Origin of the sequence: Enterobacter sp. JJBC (genome assembly GCF_036936505.1) — a bacterium.
Taxonomy (GTDB): Bacteria; Pseudomonadota; Gammaproteobacteria; order Enterobacterales; family Enterobacteriaceae; genus Enterobacter; species Enterobacter hormaechei_C.
In genome coordinates this window covers 3,618,756-3,634,213 of the sequence record NZ_CP136935.1, presented here as the reverse complement: position 1 = coordinate 3,634,213, position 15,458 = coordinate 3,618,756, and the positions used below count along the sequence as shown (strand labels likewise).

Genomic DNA, 15,458 nt, shown 5'->3' with positions numbered 1-15,458 from the left:
AGTTGTCCTCCCGGCGAGCCGGGAAAGGGTATTTACTTCAGAAAGGGTTATTGATCCGGCGCGGCAGCGTACGCACCGTTTTTTAATAATTGGGCTGAGGTTTGCGTTTTACGGGCATATACCCATCGAGCGGACAGCGGCGTGGCAATAGCGGCCACAACGGAAAGGGCGGCAATCAATATATAACCGGACGACAGGTTAATATGTTGCATCATTACGCCCATCATTACCGGCCCGACAAACATGCCGCAGGAATAAATGGTCTGGAATAGCCCCATTCGCGTGGATTGTTCATCAGACGAGGTATTCACTACGCTGAGCGACATGAATGCCGCAAAGGCCATACCGAACGAGAACCCCGCCAGCGCCTGCCACAGGTAAATAACATAGATATTGCTGGTGAAGGGAATGCCGAAAGTGGATATCACCTGTAAAACGATGCCGAGCACGGCGGTTTTTACCAGCCCAAGTCGCTGATAAAACACCGAGCTGCACAGGGCGATGGCCAGCCCGTAAAAAAGAAGGTGAATGTTACCCAGCAGCGCGAGGATCCCCGCCCGGGCGCCAAGCTGCTCGGCATAGACCGGCGTCAGCGTGTCGCGGGTGGCGAAGGGCACCAGAATGACGACGGTCGCCAGAATGCCAATCAGCCAGACGGAACGGTCGGCCAGCTGCTGGCGCGCGCCGGTAATGCAGGCTTTAAGCGTGGGGGCCTGAACCGGGTCGTGCACGTCCTGAATGCGGGTCGTCAGGATCAACGCCACCAGGGCGGAGATGCAGGAGACAAAAAAGGCGATGTTATTGGCGAAATAGTGAATCAGCACCGCGCCAATACAGTTGCCGAGAAACACGCCGATGGGCCCTGCAAGCGCCAGCAGCGCGACGGCGGCAGGGGCTTCGTTGCGACCGAAGTAACGCATGAACAGGATGTTGTACAGCACCCAGGTCGCCGCCGTGACGCCGTCTGCCGCTTTCGCCAGATACAGCGTAATGGCATTGGGTTCAAGCCAGGCAATCGGCCAGGCGATAATTGGCAGCAGCAGGCCAATCTGGATGAAGATCCTGCGGCTTTTAACCACGTCGGAAATAATGCCTAACGGGAAGCGTATCAGAAGGGTTGCCAGACCAGACGCGCCCATAATGATGCCCATGATCTGTGGCTCAATGCCCTGGTTGATCATCATGGGGGCCAGGAATGCATCAATGCTATGGATGCAGATAAAGAACAGGATGCTGATGATAAAAAAGAGCCGGGCTTCCCGACGGCGTAACAGTGCTTGAAACATGGTTTTGAACCTCTTGAGAATTAATGGGTTATAACCAGTCAGGGACGACGTTTACCGGTTCAATCCTTTGGGCGACTCCTGTTCTCTCCGGTACCATTGACGGTATGAAAACTCTTTGCATACGTATTCAAGATTTGAAGTTACGAAAAGGTTTCATGTTTGTAAAGTGATCTCGATCTTGTTGTGAGAATTTTAATTTTTTGTGTTGCATACGCATGCAAAGGTGGTGTAAGTATAAAAAACACCCACTTGCTGAGGCGTTTGAAGCACGCGCAAATGGGCAGGACGTTGATAAGGAATCAGGGGTAATGAAACGTAAGACTTTTGCAGCAGTCACATCCCAACAGGTCGCTCAGCTGGCGGGGGTATCGCAATCTGCGGTGTCGCGAACGTTCACGCCGGGGGCGAGCATTTCGCCGGCAACGCGTGAAAAAGTGCTGAAGGCAGCGCGCGAGCTGGGTTATCGCCCGAATGCGATCGCCCGTTCGCTCAACACGGCTCGTTCGCGCATTATCGGTGTCGTCATTTCTTACTTTGATAACCCCTTTTACTCGCAGGTGCTGGAGGCGCTGGCGCAAAAGCTGGATACGCTGAACTATCACCTGCTGCTGTTCGTTGGCGACCGGGAGGGCAACGTTGACCGTATTTTTGACCAGATTATGCAGTACCGGGTGGATGGTATTGTGCTGGCCTCGGTGACGCTGTCGCTGGAGTTATCTGAAGAGTGCCTTGCCGCCGGGATCCCGGTAGTGCTGTTTAACCGCAGCGAAGAGAGTGGCATGGCCTCCAGCGTCAACAGTAATAACGAAGCGGCCGCGCGGCAGATTGCCGAGTTTCTGCTGGCGGGGGAGCACAAGCGTTTTGCCTACGTGGGCGGCGTGGCCGATTCCCCGGTCAATATTGCCCGCCAGCGCGGGTTCATCTCCACGCTGGAAGAACATGGCATCACCGATGTGCGGGTGGTGCACGGGAATTACGACGCTCAGCAAACCACCCGGGCAGCCTATACCCTGTTTTCGACGTCGCCAGCGCCGGATGCGGTCTTTGTCGCCAACGATCATATGGCCGTCACGGTAATGGATGTGGCGCGCTATGAGTTTGGTTTGCGCATTCCGGAGGAGGTCTCCGTTGTCGGGTATGACGACATTGGCCCTTCCGGCTGGCCCTCTTATGCGTTGACCTCGGCGTCGCAGCCGGTCGGCGCGATGGTGGATGCCACGGTGGAACTGTTAATGAAACAAATTGACAGCGGAACCATAGAGCCTGAACAGATTACGGTGCCCGGTACGCTGGTGATACGCCACTCGGCGCGTCGCCCACGCAGCGGCGTTATCGAAACCAATGGTTTAACGCTATTCCAGTCTAAGGAGCGCACATGACCAGATTGCGGGGCTTCAGCCCTCAATTCGACTCTATCCAGCAGTTCATTTTGACGCTGACGCACGTGGTGTGGGAGCAGAAAGATATCGGCCAGCTGGCGGATTTTTACGCCACGCCGGTGGTTTTCACTACCCCCGAAAAACAGCTGCATGAGCTTTCCCAGTTTATGCGCCTGACGCTTGAGGCGATGCACAGCTTCCCGCAGCGAGCGGTGCTGACGGAGGATATTCTGTGCAGCCAGAACCCGGGGGATGAGTACTATGCGGCGCAGCGTACCGTAGCCCGCATTCAGCACCAGGGGGAGGGATTTTTTGGCCCGCCGACGGGGAAAAATGTCTGGGTCCGCACCTGGGCCGATCGCATCTGTGTTGATGGTGCCGTACGCCAGGAGTGGCTGCTTCAGGATCGTGCCGCGATTGTGGCGCAACTGGGGCTGGATGTCCGCGACTTTGCTTTTAACCTGGCGACCATGCGCCAGCAGCTTGGGCTGGAATCTGTGTCTGCTGAGACGCTGGACGCCCGCTGGGCGGGCGGGCCCGAGGGCGACGACGTGGAAGGGGCGCTGGCCGGGGTCGTTGAGCGCTACTTAACGATGTGGGCGGGCGGTAACAGCGGCGTGGTGCCCGGTCTCTATCACCCGGCGGCGACGCTGTACGCGCCGGGGCACTGCCTCTGCACCGGCGAACAGGAAATTGGCGCACAGCTTTCCGGTTATCGCGCTTCATTTGCCGACAGCGAAACGCAACTTCATCACCTGATTGTGCGTAAAGATCCTAATGAGCCGATTCGACTTTCATTGCGCTGGTCGTTGTTAACCTGGCATGACGGTTACGGCAAATTTGGTGCGCCGACCCGTAAACCCATATCAATTACCGGTATCAGTCAGCTTGAATTACGTGATGGTTTAATTTTCCGTGAATACCTGGGGATCGATGAATTAGCGATTTGGTCGCAAATATTTAATTAATGGGGCGGCAGCCCCCTTATTCCGGCTGCAAATATTAACCGTGTTTAATTCACCCTCACTTACGGGTGCGGGTCCTTATTGTCTGAAAACAGAGCAGGAGTTTATATGTCTTCCACCGAAGCAACAAATAAAGCACCAGCCGTACCCGAAAAAAGCAGCGTGAAATCTCTGAAAGAGGAACCTGTATTACAGGTGGAGCGTCGTGATTTTGTCGATCTGGTACCGGAAAAAAGACCGCGTGTGCAATCATTACGCGGCTTTGATGACTGCTATACCGATATTGTCGATTATATCGTTCGCTGCACCCATAAAATATGGGATGAGCGCGATGTCGGCTTAATTTATTCTCACTATACCCATAACTGCGTGCTGTATAACGCGCTGGGGACACTCTATAACCGTGAACAGGTGGTACAGGATACGCTGCAACGCTTAATTGCCTTCCCGGAACGGCGCGGAATGGCAACCCAGGTTATCTGGAACGGAAATGATGTTGACGGTTTTTATACCTCTCACCTGGTGACGGGAAGCGGGCGGCATACCCAGCACAGCCATTTAGGCAAGCCGACCAACCGCACCTTCGTTACCCGGACCGTGGCGGATTGCATGATCCACGAGAATAAAATTTATCGGGAGTGGGTGGTCAGCGACAACATGTCGTTAATGAAACAGCTTGGCCTGAACACCGATCAAATCGCATTTAATATGGCAAAAGAGCAGTTCGATAAAGGCTTCCGCGTGATGGACATCGGCGAAAACGGCCGCATGCTGGGGCAATATCCGCCGGAGATGGAGTGCGATGTTTCCATTGCGCACACCGATACTGAGGAGCAGTGCCTGCGTTGGCTGCATGAGATCTACAACCGCCGGATGTTTGGCAAGATCAAAGAAGTGTATGCGCCTAACGTACAGTGGCACGGTCCGCTGATGAAAGAGCTGTACGGCACCGCGGCGGTAACCCATCAGACGCTGGCGCTGGTGGGGATGATCCCTGACGGCGCGTGGCTGCCGCAGCATATTTGTTCCAACCCGTGCGATGAAGGCGGCGTCAAAGTGGCCGTTCGCTGGATCATCGAAGGGCATCACCTGGGTTACGGCGAACTGGGCAAGCCGACCGGAGAACGACTGTTTGTGATGGGCATGTCGCACTACCACATCGTCAACGGAAAAATTGTTGATGAATGGGTCGTGTATGACCACCTGGCGCTGTTGGCGCAAATCAAACTCGGCCAGATGGAGGACGCGTAAATGTTAAATCAGGTGAGCTGGATTAAGCGCCCGCAGGGGCAGGATGCGCAGGCCGATCGTTCCCTGACGGAGAAGGTCAGCGCCATTATCGAGCGCGTGAAAACCGAAGGCGATACGGCGCTAAGAGCCTTTTCGCAGCAGTTTGATAAGGTCGTCCCCGCGCAGTTTGAGGTGAGCGAGCAGGAGATCGCCGAAGCACTGGAGGGGATGGATGCCCAGACGCGCCGCGACAGTGAGTTTGCGATTAATCAGGTGCGTCGTTTTGCGCAGGCGCAGCTGGCGACCATGCAGCCGCTGGAGGTAGAGACGCTGCCTGGCGTGCATCTCGGTCACCGGATCATCCCGGTGCAGACGGTGGGCTGCTACGTGCCGGGCGGTCGGTATCCGATTCTCTCCGCTCCCGTGATGTCGATTGTTCCTGCGACGGTGGCGGGTTGTGAACAGATTATCGCCTGTCTGCCCCCGGGCGCCCATCCGGCGATGATTGCAGTTTGCCATCTGGCAGGCGCGCACCGCATTTTCAAAGTTGGCGGCGCGCAGGCCATTGCGGCTATGGCCTGGGGAACGGAGAGCATTCCGTCGGTGGACAAAATTGTTGGGCCAGGCAACGCCTTCGTTAATGAAGCGAAACGCCAGGTTTTTGGTCGGGTCGGCATTGATGCCCTCGCCGGGCCGAGCGAGATTTTCACTATCGCGGACGACAGCGCCGACCCGCGCATTCTGGCCGCCGATATGCTGGCGCAGGCAGAGCACGATATTCATACCCGCGTCGGGCTGGCGACAACCAGCCGGGATATCGCTGAGCGTACCCTGGCGGAGGTTGAGCGTCAGCTCGCCAGCCTGCCAACGGCGGCAACGGCGGGGGAGGCGTGGCGCCGGCAGGGTGAGATTGTGCTCTGCGAAGATGAAGCGCAGCTGATTGCTTTTGCTGACCATATGGCGACGGAGCATTTGCAGGTGCATACCCGCGATCCGCACGCCACGGCGGCGAAGATCCGCAACTATGGCTCGCTGTTTATTGGTCAGAACGCCAGTGTGGTGTTCTCTGATAAATGCTGCGGCACCAACCACACGTTACCGACGATGGCGGCGGCACGCTATACCGGCGGTCTGTGGGTTGGCGCGTACGTCAAAATCTGTACCCATCAGTGGATTGACGAGCAGGGTATCCCGGCAATCGCAGAACCGGCGATCCGCCAGAGCCGTACCGAGGGGATGCAGGGGCACCGACGGGCGGCGGAAATTCGTCTGCGTCCGCAGGACATTGATGCCATTACTACCGGCATGCGGGACTAAAACGTATCCCGGGCAGCCTTCTGCCCGGTTTTCATCACGAGAGAGCCTGAGACTATGAAGCGCCTGATACCGCCAGACGACTGCCCGGAGGAAATTGCCCACCGTCTCGACGTCATACAGCAGCACCGGGCGCTCAACGCGATCCTCGGGGTTAACCCTGACGCTATGTCTCAGGCGGAACAGCATCAGCAGCAGCGTCGACGTGGAGAACCGATCGGCCCCCTGCACGGCGTGCCGCTGATCGTCAAAGATAATATTGCCTGCGCGCCGATGCCCATTACTCTTGGCTGCCGGGCGCTGGCCTCACTTAACGCGACAGCGGATGCACGGGTGGTGCAGCGATTGCGCAGCGCGGGGGCGATTATTCTCGCCAGGGCCAATATGTCCGAGTTCGCGTTCGATGTGCGCTCGCGAAGCTCGCTGGGGGGCGATGTGGCGAATCCACTTTGCCCGACACTCACCGCCGGAGGTTCCAGCGGAGGATGCGCTGCGGCCGTGGCGGCGGGAATGGCGGATGGCGCATTGGGTACCGATACCGGCGGCTCTATCCGCATTCCCTGTAGCTATACCGGGCTGGTGGGGCTACGGCCTGCCTTTCGCCGTTCACAGCTGGACGGTGTAGCGCCGCTCTCGCCCAGCAAAGATACCGTTGGGCCAATGGTACATAGCGTTGAAGATGCCGCCTTGCTGCATGCGGTGATCCATGGCCTGCCGCCGGTTGCGCTTCCTGTGCGTTCGCTGAAAGGCGTTCGCTTTGGTGTGGTAACCGCGTTACAGGGAGAGGATGAGGTACAGCTGGAGGTCTGGCAGTCGGCGCTGCACACGTTGCGCCGTGCCGGAGCGACGCTGGTGGAGGTTTCACTCCCTTTCCTTGAAGAGGTGAGGCAGGCCACCTGCCTCAGTCTGTATGAATTTCGCGTGGCGATTGACGACTGGCTTAGCAAACAGCCTGGCGCTCCCTCCGGACTGACGAGCATTGTGGACTCCGGCGCTTTCCTGCCGGAGTTTGCGCCGTTTCTACGTCAGATGCTGGCGAGTAACACGCTGAAAACCCCGCTCTGGCTGGCGGGGCGTCGCTTTCAGCGCCTGTTGCGGCAGAACCTTTGCCAGGTGGCGGAGGCGCAGCGCATCGACGGATTTGTGTATCCCACCGTACAACGATTACCAGAAAGTATGGCGAAGATGCCGCCAGGCTGCGCGCCGGAACTGGCCGCCATCAGCGGCCTGCCTGCCATTACGTTGCCCTGTGGCGTAAGCCGTATCGGTCTGCCGGTGGGGATGGAGATGTTATCGGTGCAGGAGGATGAGGCGGCACTGATGGTGCTGGCGCTGGCGTGTGAGGGGGCGCTGGGCAAGAAGGGATAGATACAAAAAAGCCCGCAGGGCTTGTGCCGTGCGGGCTTTCTGTACTTCACCGGACATATCCGTATCATTATTTGGTGGAGCTGGCGGGAGTTGAACCCGCGTCCGAAATTTCTACATCCTCGGTACTACATGCTTAGTTTGTCTTTACATTCGCACGCCAGCTGCGGACAGACACGCCACTAACGAACTAGCCTGATTAGTTTTAACGCTTCAACCCCAGGCAGGGTTTCCACGCGATCTCTTTTGGGTTTGACCTCTCTTTGATCCCCGTCTTAAGAGCGGAAGCTAGGGAGAGAGGGCTCTTAGCAGGTTATTAAGCTGCTAAAGCGTAGTTTTCGTCGTTTGCGACTATTTTTTTGCGGCTTTTAACGAGGCAAACCGCCCCTCGGCATGCACCTTGGGTTTCGCAAATCCCGTCGAATCCAGAATCAGCCCCAATAGTGTTGAACTCAGTATACCAGATTTTACTTCCTCGACACCAGCCCGAAACGCTAACTTATTGAATAGTACAATAAGCGCGCAGAATCAACGTCCTGCGTTTTTCATGATACGTGCTTTGTCGAGCTGCCACTCGCGTGCTTTCAGGTCAGTACGCTTGTCGTGTTGTTTCTTACCTTTCGCCACGCCGATTTTCACTTTGCACCAGGCGTTTTTCCAGTACAAAGAGAGTGCCACCACTGTGAAGCCTTCACGGTTGATGCGTCCGTAGAGGGATTCCAGTTCGCGCTTGTTCAGCAGCAGCTTACGGGTGCGGGTAGGATCGCAAACGTAATGTGAAGAGGCGACGGTCAGCGGCGTAAAGTTCGCGCCGAACAGGAAGGCCTCACCGTCTTTCAGGATCACGTAGCTGTCGCCGATATTGGCTTTCCCGGCACGCAGCGATTTTACTTCCCAGCCCTGCAACGCAAGGCCGGCCTCGAATTCTTCTTCGATGAAATACTCGTGGCGAGCACGCTTGTTAAGCGCAATGGTCGCCGAACCAGGTTTATGTGCTTTTTTCTTCGTCATAAGTGTCGTAAAGCCGTCGGTAATCTGATTTTAAAAAGTCACCTCATTGCGTCCTGTGAGGTCTAACGCGCTATATTAGCACGAGATAAGGCTTAGCGTTTTTTTAACAGGTGATAAATGTTATTATTTGTCTGTTGTGTGACCATGGAAAATGCTATGCCTCAGATTAGCCGTACTGCGCTTGTTCCCTACAGCGCGGAACAAATGTATCAGTTAGTGAACGACGTTCAGTCCTATCCGGAATTTATTCCAGGATGCACCGGTAGCCGAGTGCTGGAATCCGGCCCGACGCAGATGACTGCGGCCGTGGATGTCTCCAAAGCGGGGATCAGCAAAACGTTCACCACGCGCAATACCCTGACGAGCAATCAGAGTATTTTGATGCATCTGGTGGATGGTCCGTTTAAAAAACTGATGGGAGGGTGGAAGTTTACGCCACTGAGCGCTGACGCCTGCCGCATTGAGTTTCATCTGGATTTTGAATTTACCAATAAGCTGATCGAACTGGCGTTTGGCCGAATCTTTAAAGAGCTGGCCTCGAATATGGTTCAGGCGTTCACCACGCGCGCCAAAGAGGTTTACAGTGTCGCATAAGATTGCTGTTGAGGTGGTGTATGCGCTGCCGGAGAAGCAGTATTTGCAGCGCGTGACGCTTGAAGAGGGCGCCACCGTTGAGGCGGCTATCCGGGCCTCCGGCATCCTTGAACTTCGCCGTGATATTGACCTGGCGAAGAATAAAGTCGGCATTTATAGCCGTCCGGTTAAGCTCGGTGATGTGCTGAAAGAGGGCGACAGGGTTGAAATCTATCGTCCTCTGATTGCCGACCCGAAAGAATTGCGCCGTCAGCGAGCAGAGAAATCCGGTAAGTAGCCAAATAAATGTACACAAAAAAGGTGCTCATTGAGCACCTTTTTGCGTTGTTGACGCCTGATTATTTGGTCAGGGCAGGCTTGTTGTCGATGTTGGTCAGCACGCCGGCACTGCTGAAGGTCAGCGTCAGGGTTTGCTGGGTTACATCTTCATGACCAGGCTGCTGGCGGAATACATAGAACCAGGTGTTTGTGCCGAAGGGATCGGACATCATCGGGGTTCCCAGGGCATAAGCGACCTGCTGTTGTGTCATACCCACGCGGATTTTGGACACATCGTTAGGGGTAAGGTAGTTCCCCTGGTTGATGTCAGGACGGTAAACCACTTTCTCCAGAGTGGAACAGCCTGCGGTCAACATCAGAAGAACCGCTGCGGCAGCGGTCAGCGTTTTACAGCGCATAGTGATTTGATTCCTTTTCGGGCCCGAGCAGTACGCGGCTCATATGTAATATGCCGATGATAATAGACCTTGCCCCACTTTGAAACCGGTCTGGCGGCGTTTTTGTTGTTCTGTATGACCCTGAGATCCCGAAAAAGTTTATGCCGCCAGCAGTTCTTTCGCATTCGCGAGGGTATTGCGAGTGACTTCACTGCCGCCGAGCAAGCGTGCCAGCTCCTGCAAGCGTGAGCGTTTATCCAGCGGCTTCATGTGCGTTTCCGTCATTTCACCATCGGTTTCCTTGCTGACGATAAAGTGGTGATGACCACATCCGGCGACCTGCGGCAGGTGAGTCACACACATGACTTGCGTCGATTCACCCAACTGACGCAGCAGTTTGCCGACAACGGCCGCAGTCGGGCCGCTGATACCCACATCCACTTCATCGAAAATCAACGCCGGGGTTTCCATTTTACGGGCGGTAATCACCTGAATGGCCAGGGCGATACGCGACAGTTCACCACCGGAAGCCACTTTCGAAATTGCCTGCAAAGGCTGGCCCGGGTTGGTGGTGACGCGGAATTCTACGCGGTCTGCGCCTTCCGCCGTCAGGTGATTCTCTTCAAAGCGAACATCTATGGTGAACACCCCATGCGGCATCGCCAGCGTATGCATGCTGTCGGTAATGTGCTGGCTAAGCTCCTGCGCATAGTGTTGCCGCACGTCGTGCAGCCGTTTCGCCGTTTCCAGCGCCTGCTGATGATGCAGATTAACCGCCAGAGACAAGGTTTCAAGGGAATCGGCCTGATCGTCCAACTGCTGCTGTTCCTCCAGCAGAGACTGATAGTAATTCGGCAGCTCTTCCGGGGGAACGTGATGCTTACGCGCCAGTGAAATCTGACGGGAGATGCGTTGCTCAAGCTCGAACAGACGGTTCGGGTCGAGATCCAGACGTTCACAGTAGTGGCGCAGCTCATCCCCGGCTTCTGAAATCTGAATCGCGGCCTCTTCCAGCATTTCCAATACGCCAGAAAGCTTATTGTCCATGCCGGTCAGTTCGGTCACAAGCTGACGCACGTTGTACAGCTGGCTCTGCAAATTCACGTCTTCGCCATCCGCCAGCATGTTAAGGGCAGTCTGGCTGGTGGAGAGCAGCTGACCGCTGTTGGCCAGACGCTTGTACTCTTCGTCGATTTGCTCAAATTCACCCGCCTGCGGGTTAAATTCGTTCAGCTCTTTCAGTTGATATTCCAGCAGCTCGGCGCGCGCGGTACGCTCCTGGCTTTGCTGCTGATGCTGCGCAAGTTCGCGGCAGCTTTGATGCCACTGACGATAGTGCTCCGCCATGAGTTGAGTAAGCGCGTACTCACCTGCATAGCCATCAAGCAGGGCTTTCTGTTGTTCGGGTTTGATTAACTGCTGGTGCGCATGCTGACCATGGATCTGGATGAGCAGCTGGCCCAGCTCGCGAAGCTGGGAGAGGGGAACCGCTGTACCATTGATAAAACCGCGGGAGCGGCCATCGTTGCTGATGACGCGGCGAAGTAAACACTCACGTCCGTCTTCGAGCTGGTTTGCTTCCAGCCAGCGCAGGGCGGCAGGTGTGTCTTTTAACGAGAAGCGGGCGCAGAGATCGGCACGGGCGGCGCCTGTGCGCACCATATCCCCCTCTGCACGACCACCGAGGCACAAGCCGAGGGCATCAATGGCAATGGATTTACCTGCACCGGTTTCACCGGTAATCGCCGTCATTCCGCTATGGAAGTCGATCTCAAGCTCACGAACAATGGCAAAGTTGCTGATGGTCAGTTGTGCCAGCATAATTGTTTTCCTGTATGAAAAACCATAACTGTGTTTGTATACAGTATAAACTGGTTTTATATACAGTAAAGTGCTGGATGCAAAATCAGAACAATTTTTTTGACCAGCCGAGCTTGGAGCTTAATGTGTTGAAATAGCTGTAATCTTTTGGGTGAATGAGGTTCAGGTGGTAATCGCAGCGGCGAATGAGGACATCTTCACCTTCCTGAATGGGGAGCGCAATCTGACTGTCGCAGCTGATCTCCAGATCGCTGCGGCGATGAGAAAAACGCAGGCGGATGGTGCTGTCGCCGTTGATCACCAGCGGACGCGCCGAGAGCGTATGCGGGAACATCGGCACCAGAGTAATGGCATCCAGCGATGGCGTAAGGATTGGACCTCCGGCTGAAAGCGAGTAGGCGGTGGACCCCGTCGGGGTTGAAATAATCAGCCCGTCAGACCGCTGCGAGAAAGCGAAGATTTCGTCGATATAGACTTCGAATTCGATCATGTGCGCCACTTTACCAGGGTGGAGAACCACCTCGTTAATGGCGGTGCTGATGCGCTTCTGGCAGTCCTGCTGGCAGACCTGGGCTTCCAGTAAAAACCGTTTTTCACTGATATAGTGGCCTTCCAGCACGTCCGCCAGCTGCTGCTGCGCATTGTCCGGGTCGAGGTCGGTAAGGAAACCGAGATTGCCACGGTTAACACCAATAACCTTAATATCATAGCGAGCCAGCGTTCGCGCCGCGCCCAGCATATTGCCGTCGCCACCGACCACCACGGCGAGATCCGCCTGCTGGCCAATTTCCGCCAGCGTGCCGGTTCTGACGCTTTTAAGCTGCAACTCCTGGGCAATCTGCTGCTCGACCATCACTTCATAGCCTTTACCACACAGCCAGCGATACAACATTTCATGTGTCGTCAATGCGGTAGGGTGACGCGGATGGCCGACGATCCCAATACACCTGAAATGATTATTCATTTTCTGGAGGTCCTTGTGCCTGATGAATGATGACAATCTGCCTTGTTCCCTTGAATCCAGGAAACTGATCCCCATAATAAGCGAAGTTAGCGAGATGAATGCAGAAAAACGCGGAGAAATTCATGAGTAGTAAAGAACAGACAACGCCTGAGGGGCAAGCCCCTGAAGAAATTATCACGGAACAGCACGATGAAGTTGAGGCAGTAGAGCCAGACACGTCTGCTGAGCAGGTGGACCCGCGCGATGAAAAAATTGCCAACCTGGAAGCTCAGTTGGTAGAAGCGCAGAATCGCGAACGCGATGGCGTACTGCGTATCAAAGCGGAAATGGAAAACCTGCGCCGTCGTACCGAGCTGGACGTTGAAAAGGCGCACAAATTTGCGCTGGAGAAATTCGTCAACGAACTGCTTCCGGTGATCGACAGCCTGGATCGCGCGCTGGAAGTGGCGGATAAAGCTAACCCGGATAACGCGGCAATGATTGAAGGCATTGAGCTGACGCTGAAATCCATGCTGGATGTGGTGCGTAAGTTCGGTGTTGAAGTGATTGCCGATACGGATGTACCGCTGGATCCAAACGTTCACCAGGCCATTGCGATGGTGGAATCCGAAGACGTTGCCGCGGGTAACGTGCTGGGCGTGATGCAGAAAGGGTATACCCTGAACGGCCGTACTATTCGCGCTGCGATGGTGACCGTGGCGAAAGCGAAAGCGTAATCTGCCGACCCGTAGTGCCGGGTGGCGGCTTCGCCTTACCCGGCCTACAACATTACTCGGCGATACTTTCGCGTAAAGGTTTAACGGGCAGGACCTTCACCTGCTTAATCATGTTGTCCTGAACGTCCAGAATATCAATATCATACTGTTCAATGCGCACGCGCGTGCCTGCCGCCAGGATCTCTTCCAGCGCTTCCAGGATCATTCCGTTCATCGTCCGCGCTTCGTCTTCCGGCAAATGCCAGTTGAACGCTTTATTGATTTCACGAATGTTGGCGCTGCCGTCGATAAGCACTGACCCGTCGTTTTGCGGGGTGACTTCTTCCGCAAGGGAAGGCGACATTGAGGTGGTAAAGTCCCCGACAATCTCTTCCAGAATATCTTCGACCGTCACCAGCCCCTGTATATCGCCGTATTCATCCACCACCAGGCCGACTTTCTTCTTGTTGCGCTGGAACTTCACCAGCTGCGTGCTGAGTGGGGTGCCTTCCGGCACGTAGTAAATTTCGTCGGCGGCGCGCAGCATTACCTCTTTGGTGAACTCGTTTTTCTCGGTCATCAGACGATAGGCCTCGCGCACGCGCAGCATGCTGATGGCATCGTCGAGAGAATCGCGATAGAGGACGATACGCCCGTGCGGGGAGTGCGTCAGCTGGCGGACAATGGCCTTCCAGTCGTCGTTGATATCAATCCCGACGATTTCATTGCGCGGCACCATGATGTCGTCAACGCTGACCTTTTCCAGATCCAGCACCGACAGGAGCATGTCCTGATTGCGGCGGGAGATCTGCGAGCGGGATTCGTTCACGATGGTACGCAGTTCGTCTTTGCTGAGCGCGCTACTAATGGTGACGTCTGCCTTTATACCGACCATGCGCATCAGCACCCGTGTCACCATATTCAGCAGCCAGACCAGCGGCATCATCAGAATAAGCAGCGGTGCTAACAGGAAGCTGCTCGGGTAGGCGACTTTTTCCGGGTAAAGCGCCGCGATGGTTTTGGGCAACACTTCCGCAAACACCAGTACCACAAACGTGAGCACACCTGTGGCAATCGCCACGCCTGCGTTGCCGTACAGACGCATCCCGACGATGGTGCCCAGTGCAGAGGCGAGAATATTGACCAGGTTGTTACCGATAAGCACCAGGCTAATCAGACGGTCCGGCTTACGCAGAAGCTTTTCGACACGACGCGCGGCACGGTTACCCTGCTTGGCGCGATGACGTAACCGGTAGCGGTTCAGCGTCATCATGCCGGTTTCAGAGCCAGAGAAATAAGCGGAGATGACCACCATGATGACCAGAATGACGATCAGCGTGGTGGTAGAGATGTGTTCCAGGGGGAACTCCTTTTGTTACTTAGCCAGCAAATTGCTGTATGAAGCGGCTACCAAAATAGGCAAGCGTGAGAATGCCCGCACCCGCTACGTTGAACCAGACCACGCGACGACCGCGCCAGCCTTCATGATAATGGCCCCATAACAGGACAATATAGACAAACCACGCGATGATGGAGAGCACCGCTTTATCGATATTCTCCACGCTGAACAGGTTCTTCATGTAAAACAGCCCGGTGCAGAGCGTGAGCGTCAGCAGCACCACGCCGACCTGGGTGATGTGGAACATCTTACGCTCAATCACCATCAGCGGCGGCATTTCGTGGTTAAACGCCAGCTTTTTATTTTTCAGCTGGTAGTCAATCCAGGCGAGCTGCATGGCGTAAAGGGCGGCGATGATCAGCGTCGCGTAGGCAAAGAGCGACAGGCCGATATGCACCAGCATCCCCGGCGTGGCTTCCAGGTGAGTAATAAACTCATTGGGCATGAACGTGGCTAACGCCAGATTGATCAGCGCAAAGGCGTAGACTATCGGCAGCAGCAGCCAGCCACGGTTTTTAGACGCGACAATGGTCATGACCGTACAGATCATCAGGCTGACCAGCGAGCCGACGTTCAGTACGCTCAGATTTTGCACGCTGCCGTCGCCGGGGATAATGCGTGATTCCAGCGCAAACGCGTGGCTAATCAGTGCGATCACTGCCGAAAGAATAGCCATGCGCCGCCAGCCGCTGTTTTTTTGCAGCAGGCCAGGAATGATCAGCGCGAGGCTGACAGAGTAGGCAACAAGGGCGATCAGTGCGAAAACAGGCATATAGGCG

Annotated in this window: 15 protein-coding genes and 1 other RNA gene; 8 read left to right on the top strand and 8 right to left on the bottom strand. The window is 55.5% G+C overall.

Annotated features, from left to right (window positions below; all coding sequences use genetic code 11):
- Nucleotides 1–47: 47 nt before the first annotated feature.
- On the bottom strand, nucleotides 48–1,286 hold the full coding sequence (locus RY075_RS17480; protein ID WP_022651680.1) for an MFS transporter: 1,239 nt from the start codon (nucleotides 1,284–1,286) through the stop codon (nucleotides 48–50).
- 308 nt (nucleotides 1,287–1,594) lie between these two features.
- Between RY075_RS17480 and RY075_RS17475 the strand changes: the two genes are divergently transcribed.
- From RY075_RS17475 to RY075_RS17455, 5 genes are all read left to right on the top strand, one after another.
- Nucleotides 1,595–2,665, top strand: coding sequence for a LacI family DNA-binding transcriptional regulator (locus RY075_RS17475; RefSeq protein WP_003862277.1), 1,071 nt, complete (start codon nucleotides 1,595–1,597; stop codon nucleotides 2,663–2,665).
- The gene (locus RY075_RS17470; RefSeq protein WP_015571630.1) at nucleotides 2,662–3,633 is read left to right on the top strand and encodes a nuclear transport factor 2 family protein; all 972 of its coding nucleotides are present in this window, start codon (nucleotides 2,662–2,664) and stop codon (nucleotides 3,631–3,633) included. The genes RY075_RS17475 and RY075_RS17470 overlap by 4 nt, the downstream gene beginning before the upstream one ends.
- A 105-nt stretch (nucleotides 3,634–3,738) precedes the next feature.
- Nucleotides 3,739–4,881, top strand: coding sequence for an ester cyclase (locus RY075_RS17465; RefSeq protein WP_015571629.1), 1,143 nt, complete (start codon nucleotides 3,739–3,741; stop codon nucleotides 4,879–4,881).
- On the top strand, nucleotides 4,882–6,177 hold the full coding sequence (gene hisD / locus RY075_RS17460; protein ID WP_032659981.1) for a histidinol dehydrogenase: 1,296 nt from the start codon (nucleotides 4,882–4,884) through the stop codon (nucleotides 6,175–6,177).
- A gap of 54 nt (nucleotides 6,178–6,231) precedes the next feature.
- Complete coding sequence (locus tag RY075_RS17455) at nucleotides 6,232–7,542, top strand: amidase family protein (protein WP_302378304.1); 1,311 nt, start codon at nucleotides 6,232–6,234, stop codon at nucleotides 7,540–7,542.
- 72 nt (nucleotides 7,543–7,614) lie between these two features.
- Here RY075_RS17455 and ssrA read toward each other — a convergent pair.
- Nucleotides 7,615–7,978, bottom strand: a transfer-messenger RNA (tmRNA) gene (ssrA, locus tag RY075_RS17450).
- An 89-nt stretch (nucleotides 7,979–8,067) separates the two neighbouring features.
- Entirely contained in the window at nucleotides 8,068–8,550 is a 483-nt protein-coding gene (smpB, locus tag RY075_RS17445; RefSeq protein WP_003863115.1) for an SsrA-binding protein SmpB, read from the bottom strand.
- Nucleotides 8,551–8,706: 156 nt separating this feature from the next.
- Between smpB and RY075_RS17440 the strand changes: the two genes are divergently transcribed.
- Entirely contained in the window at nucleotides 8,707–9,144 is a 438-nt protein-coding gene (locus RY075_RS17440; protein ID WP_003863117.1) for a type II toxin-antitoxin system RatA family toxin, read from the top strand.
- Nucleotides 9,134–9,421, top strand: a complete 288-nt coding sequence (locus RY075_RS17435; protein ID WP_003863119.1) for an RnfH family protein — start codon at nucleotides 9,134–9,136, stop codon at nucleotides 9,419–9,421. The genes RY075_RS17440 and RY075_RS17435 overlap by 11 nt, the downstream gene beginning before the upstream one ends.
- A 61-nt stretch (nucleotides 9,422–9,482) precedes the next feature.
- Here the strand turns inward: RY075_RS17435 and bamE are convergent, their stop codons facing one another.
- The 3 genes from bamE to nadK form a co-directional block, all read right to left on the bottom strand.
- Entirely contained in the window at nucleotides 9,483–9,821 is a 339-nt protein-coding gene (gene bamE, locus RY075_RS17430) for an outer membrane protein assembly factor BamE (protein ID WP_003863121.1), read from the bottom strand.
- Nucleotides 9,822–9,959: 138 nt separating this feature from the next.
- Nucleotides 9,960–11,621, bottom strand: coding sequence for a DNA repair protein RecN (gene recN, locus RY075_RS17425; protein WP_109948932.1), 1,662 nt, complete (start codon nucleotides 11,619–11,621; stop codon nucleotides 9,960–9,962).
- A gap of 85 nt (nucleotides 11,622–11,706) precedes the next feature.
- Complete coding sequence (gene nadK / locus RY075_RS17420) at nucleotides 11,707–12,585, bottom strand: NAD(+) kinase (protein WP_003863124.1); 879 nt, start codon at nucleotides 12,583–12,585, stop codon at nucleotides 11,707–11,709.
- A 122-nt stretch (nucleotides 12,586–12,707) separates the two neighbouring features.
- On the opposite strand from nadK, the gene grpE reads away from it, so the two are divergent.
- Nucleotides 12,708–13,301, top strand: a complete 594-nt coding sequence (grpE, locus tag RY075_RS17415) for a nucleotide exchange factor GrpE (protein WP_232967377.1) — start codon at nucleotides 12,708–12,710, stop codon at nucleotides 13,299–13,301.
- A gap of 52 nt (nucleotides 13,302–13,353) precedes the next feature.
- Here grpE and RY075_RS17410 read toward each other — a convergent pair whose 3' ends face one another.
- A complete protein-coding gene (locus tag RY075_RS17410) occupies nucleotides 13,354–14,640 on the bottom strand; it encodes an HlyC/CorC family transporter (RefSeq protein ID WP_338628665.1) in 1,287 nt (428 codons plus the stop codon).
- Between the two features lie 19 nt (nucleotides 14,641–14,659).
- Complete coding sequence (locus RY075_RS17405) at nucleotides 14,660–15,451, bottom strand: inner membrane protein YpjD (protein ID WP_003863130.1); 792 nt, start codon at nucleotides 15,449–15,451, stop codon at nucleotides 14,660–14,662.
- Nucleotides 15,452–15,458 lie beyond the last annotated feature (7 nt).

Bases quoted from the DNA above. Each gene is read 5' to 3' on its own strand.
- RY075_RS17475 (WP_003862277.1), top strand. From the start codon at position 1,595: ATGAAACGTAAGACTTTTGCAGCAGTCACATCCCAACAGGTCGCTCAG.
- nadK (WP_003863124.1), bottom strand. From the start codon at position 12,585: ATGAATAATCATTTCAGGTGTATTGGGATCGTCGGCCATCCGCGTCAC.
- RY075_RS17405 (WP_003863130.1), bottom strand. From the start codon at position 15,451: ATGCCTGTTTTCGCACTGATCGCCCTTGTTGCCTACTCTGTCAGCCTC.
- grpE (WP_232967377.1), top strand. From the start codon at position 12,708: ATGAGTAGTAAAGAACAGACAACGCCTGAGGGGCAAGCCCCTGAAGAA.
- smpB (WP_003863115.1), bottom strand. From the start codon at position 8,550: ATGACGAAGAAAAAAGCACATAAACCTGGTTCGGCGACCATTGCGCTT.
- recN (WP_109948932.1), bottom strand. From the start codon at position 11,621: ATGCTGGCACAACTGACCATCAGCAACTTTGCCATTGTTCGTGAGCTT.
- RY075_RS17470 (WP_015571630.1), top strand. From the start codon at position 2,662: ATGACCAGATTGCGGGGCTTCAGCCCTCAATTCGACTCTATCCAGCAG.
- bamE (WP_003863121.1), bottom strand. From the start codon at position 9,821: ATGCGCTGTAAAACGCTGACCGCTGCCGCAGCGGTTCTTCTGATGTTG.
- RY075_RS17455 (WP_302378304.1), top strand. From the start codon at position 6,232: ATGAAGCGCCTGATACCGCCAGACGACTGCCCGGAGGAAATTGCCCAC.
- hisD (WP_032659981.1), top strand. From the start codon at position 4,882: ATGTTAAATCAGGTGAGCTGGATTAAGCGCCCGCAGGGGCAGGATGCG.
- RY075_RS17465 (WP_015571629.1), top strand. From the start codon at position 3,739: ATGTCTTCCACCGAAGCAACAAATAAAGCACCAGCCGTACCCGAAAAA.
- RY075_RS17480 (WP_022651680.1), bottom strand. From the start codon at position 1,286: ATGTTTCAAGCACTGTTACGCCGTCGGGAAGCCCGGCTCTTTTTTATC.
- RY075_RS17440 (WP_003863117.1), top strand. From the start codon at position 8,707: ATGCCTCAGATTAGCCGTACTGCGCTTGTTCCCTACAGCGCGGAACAA.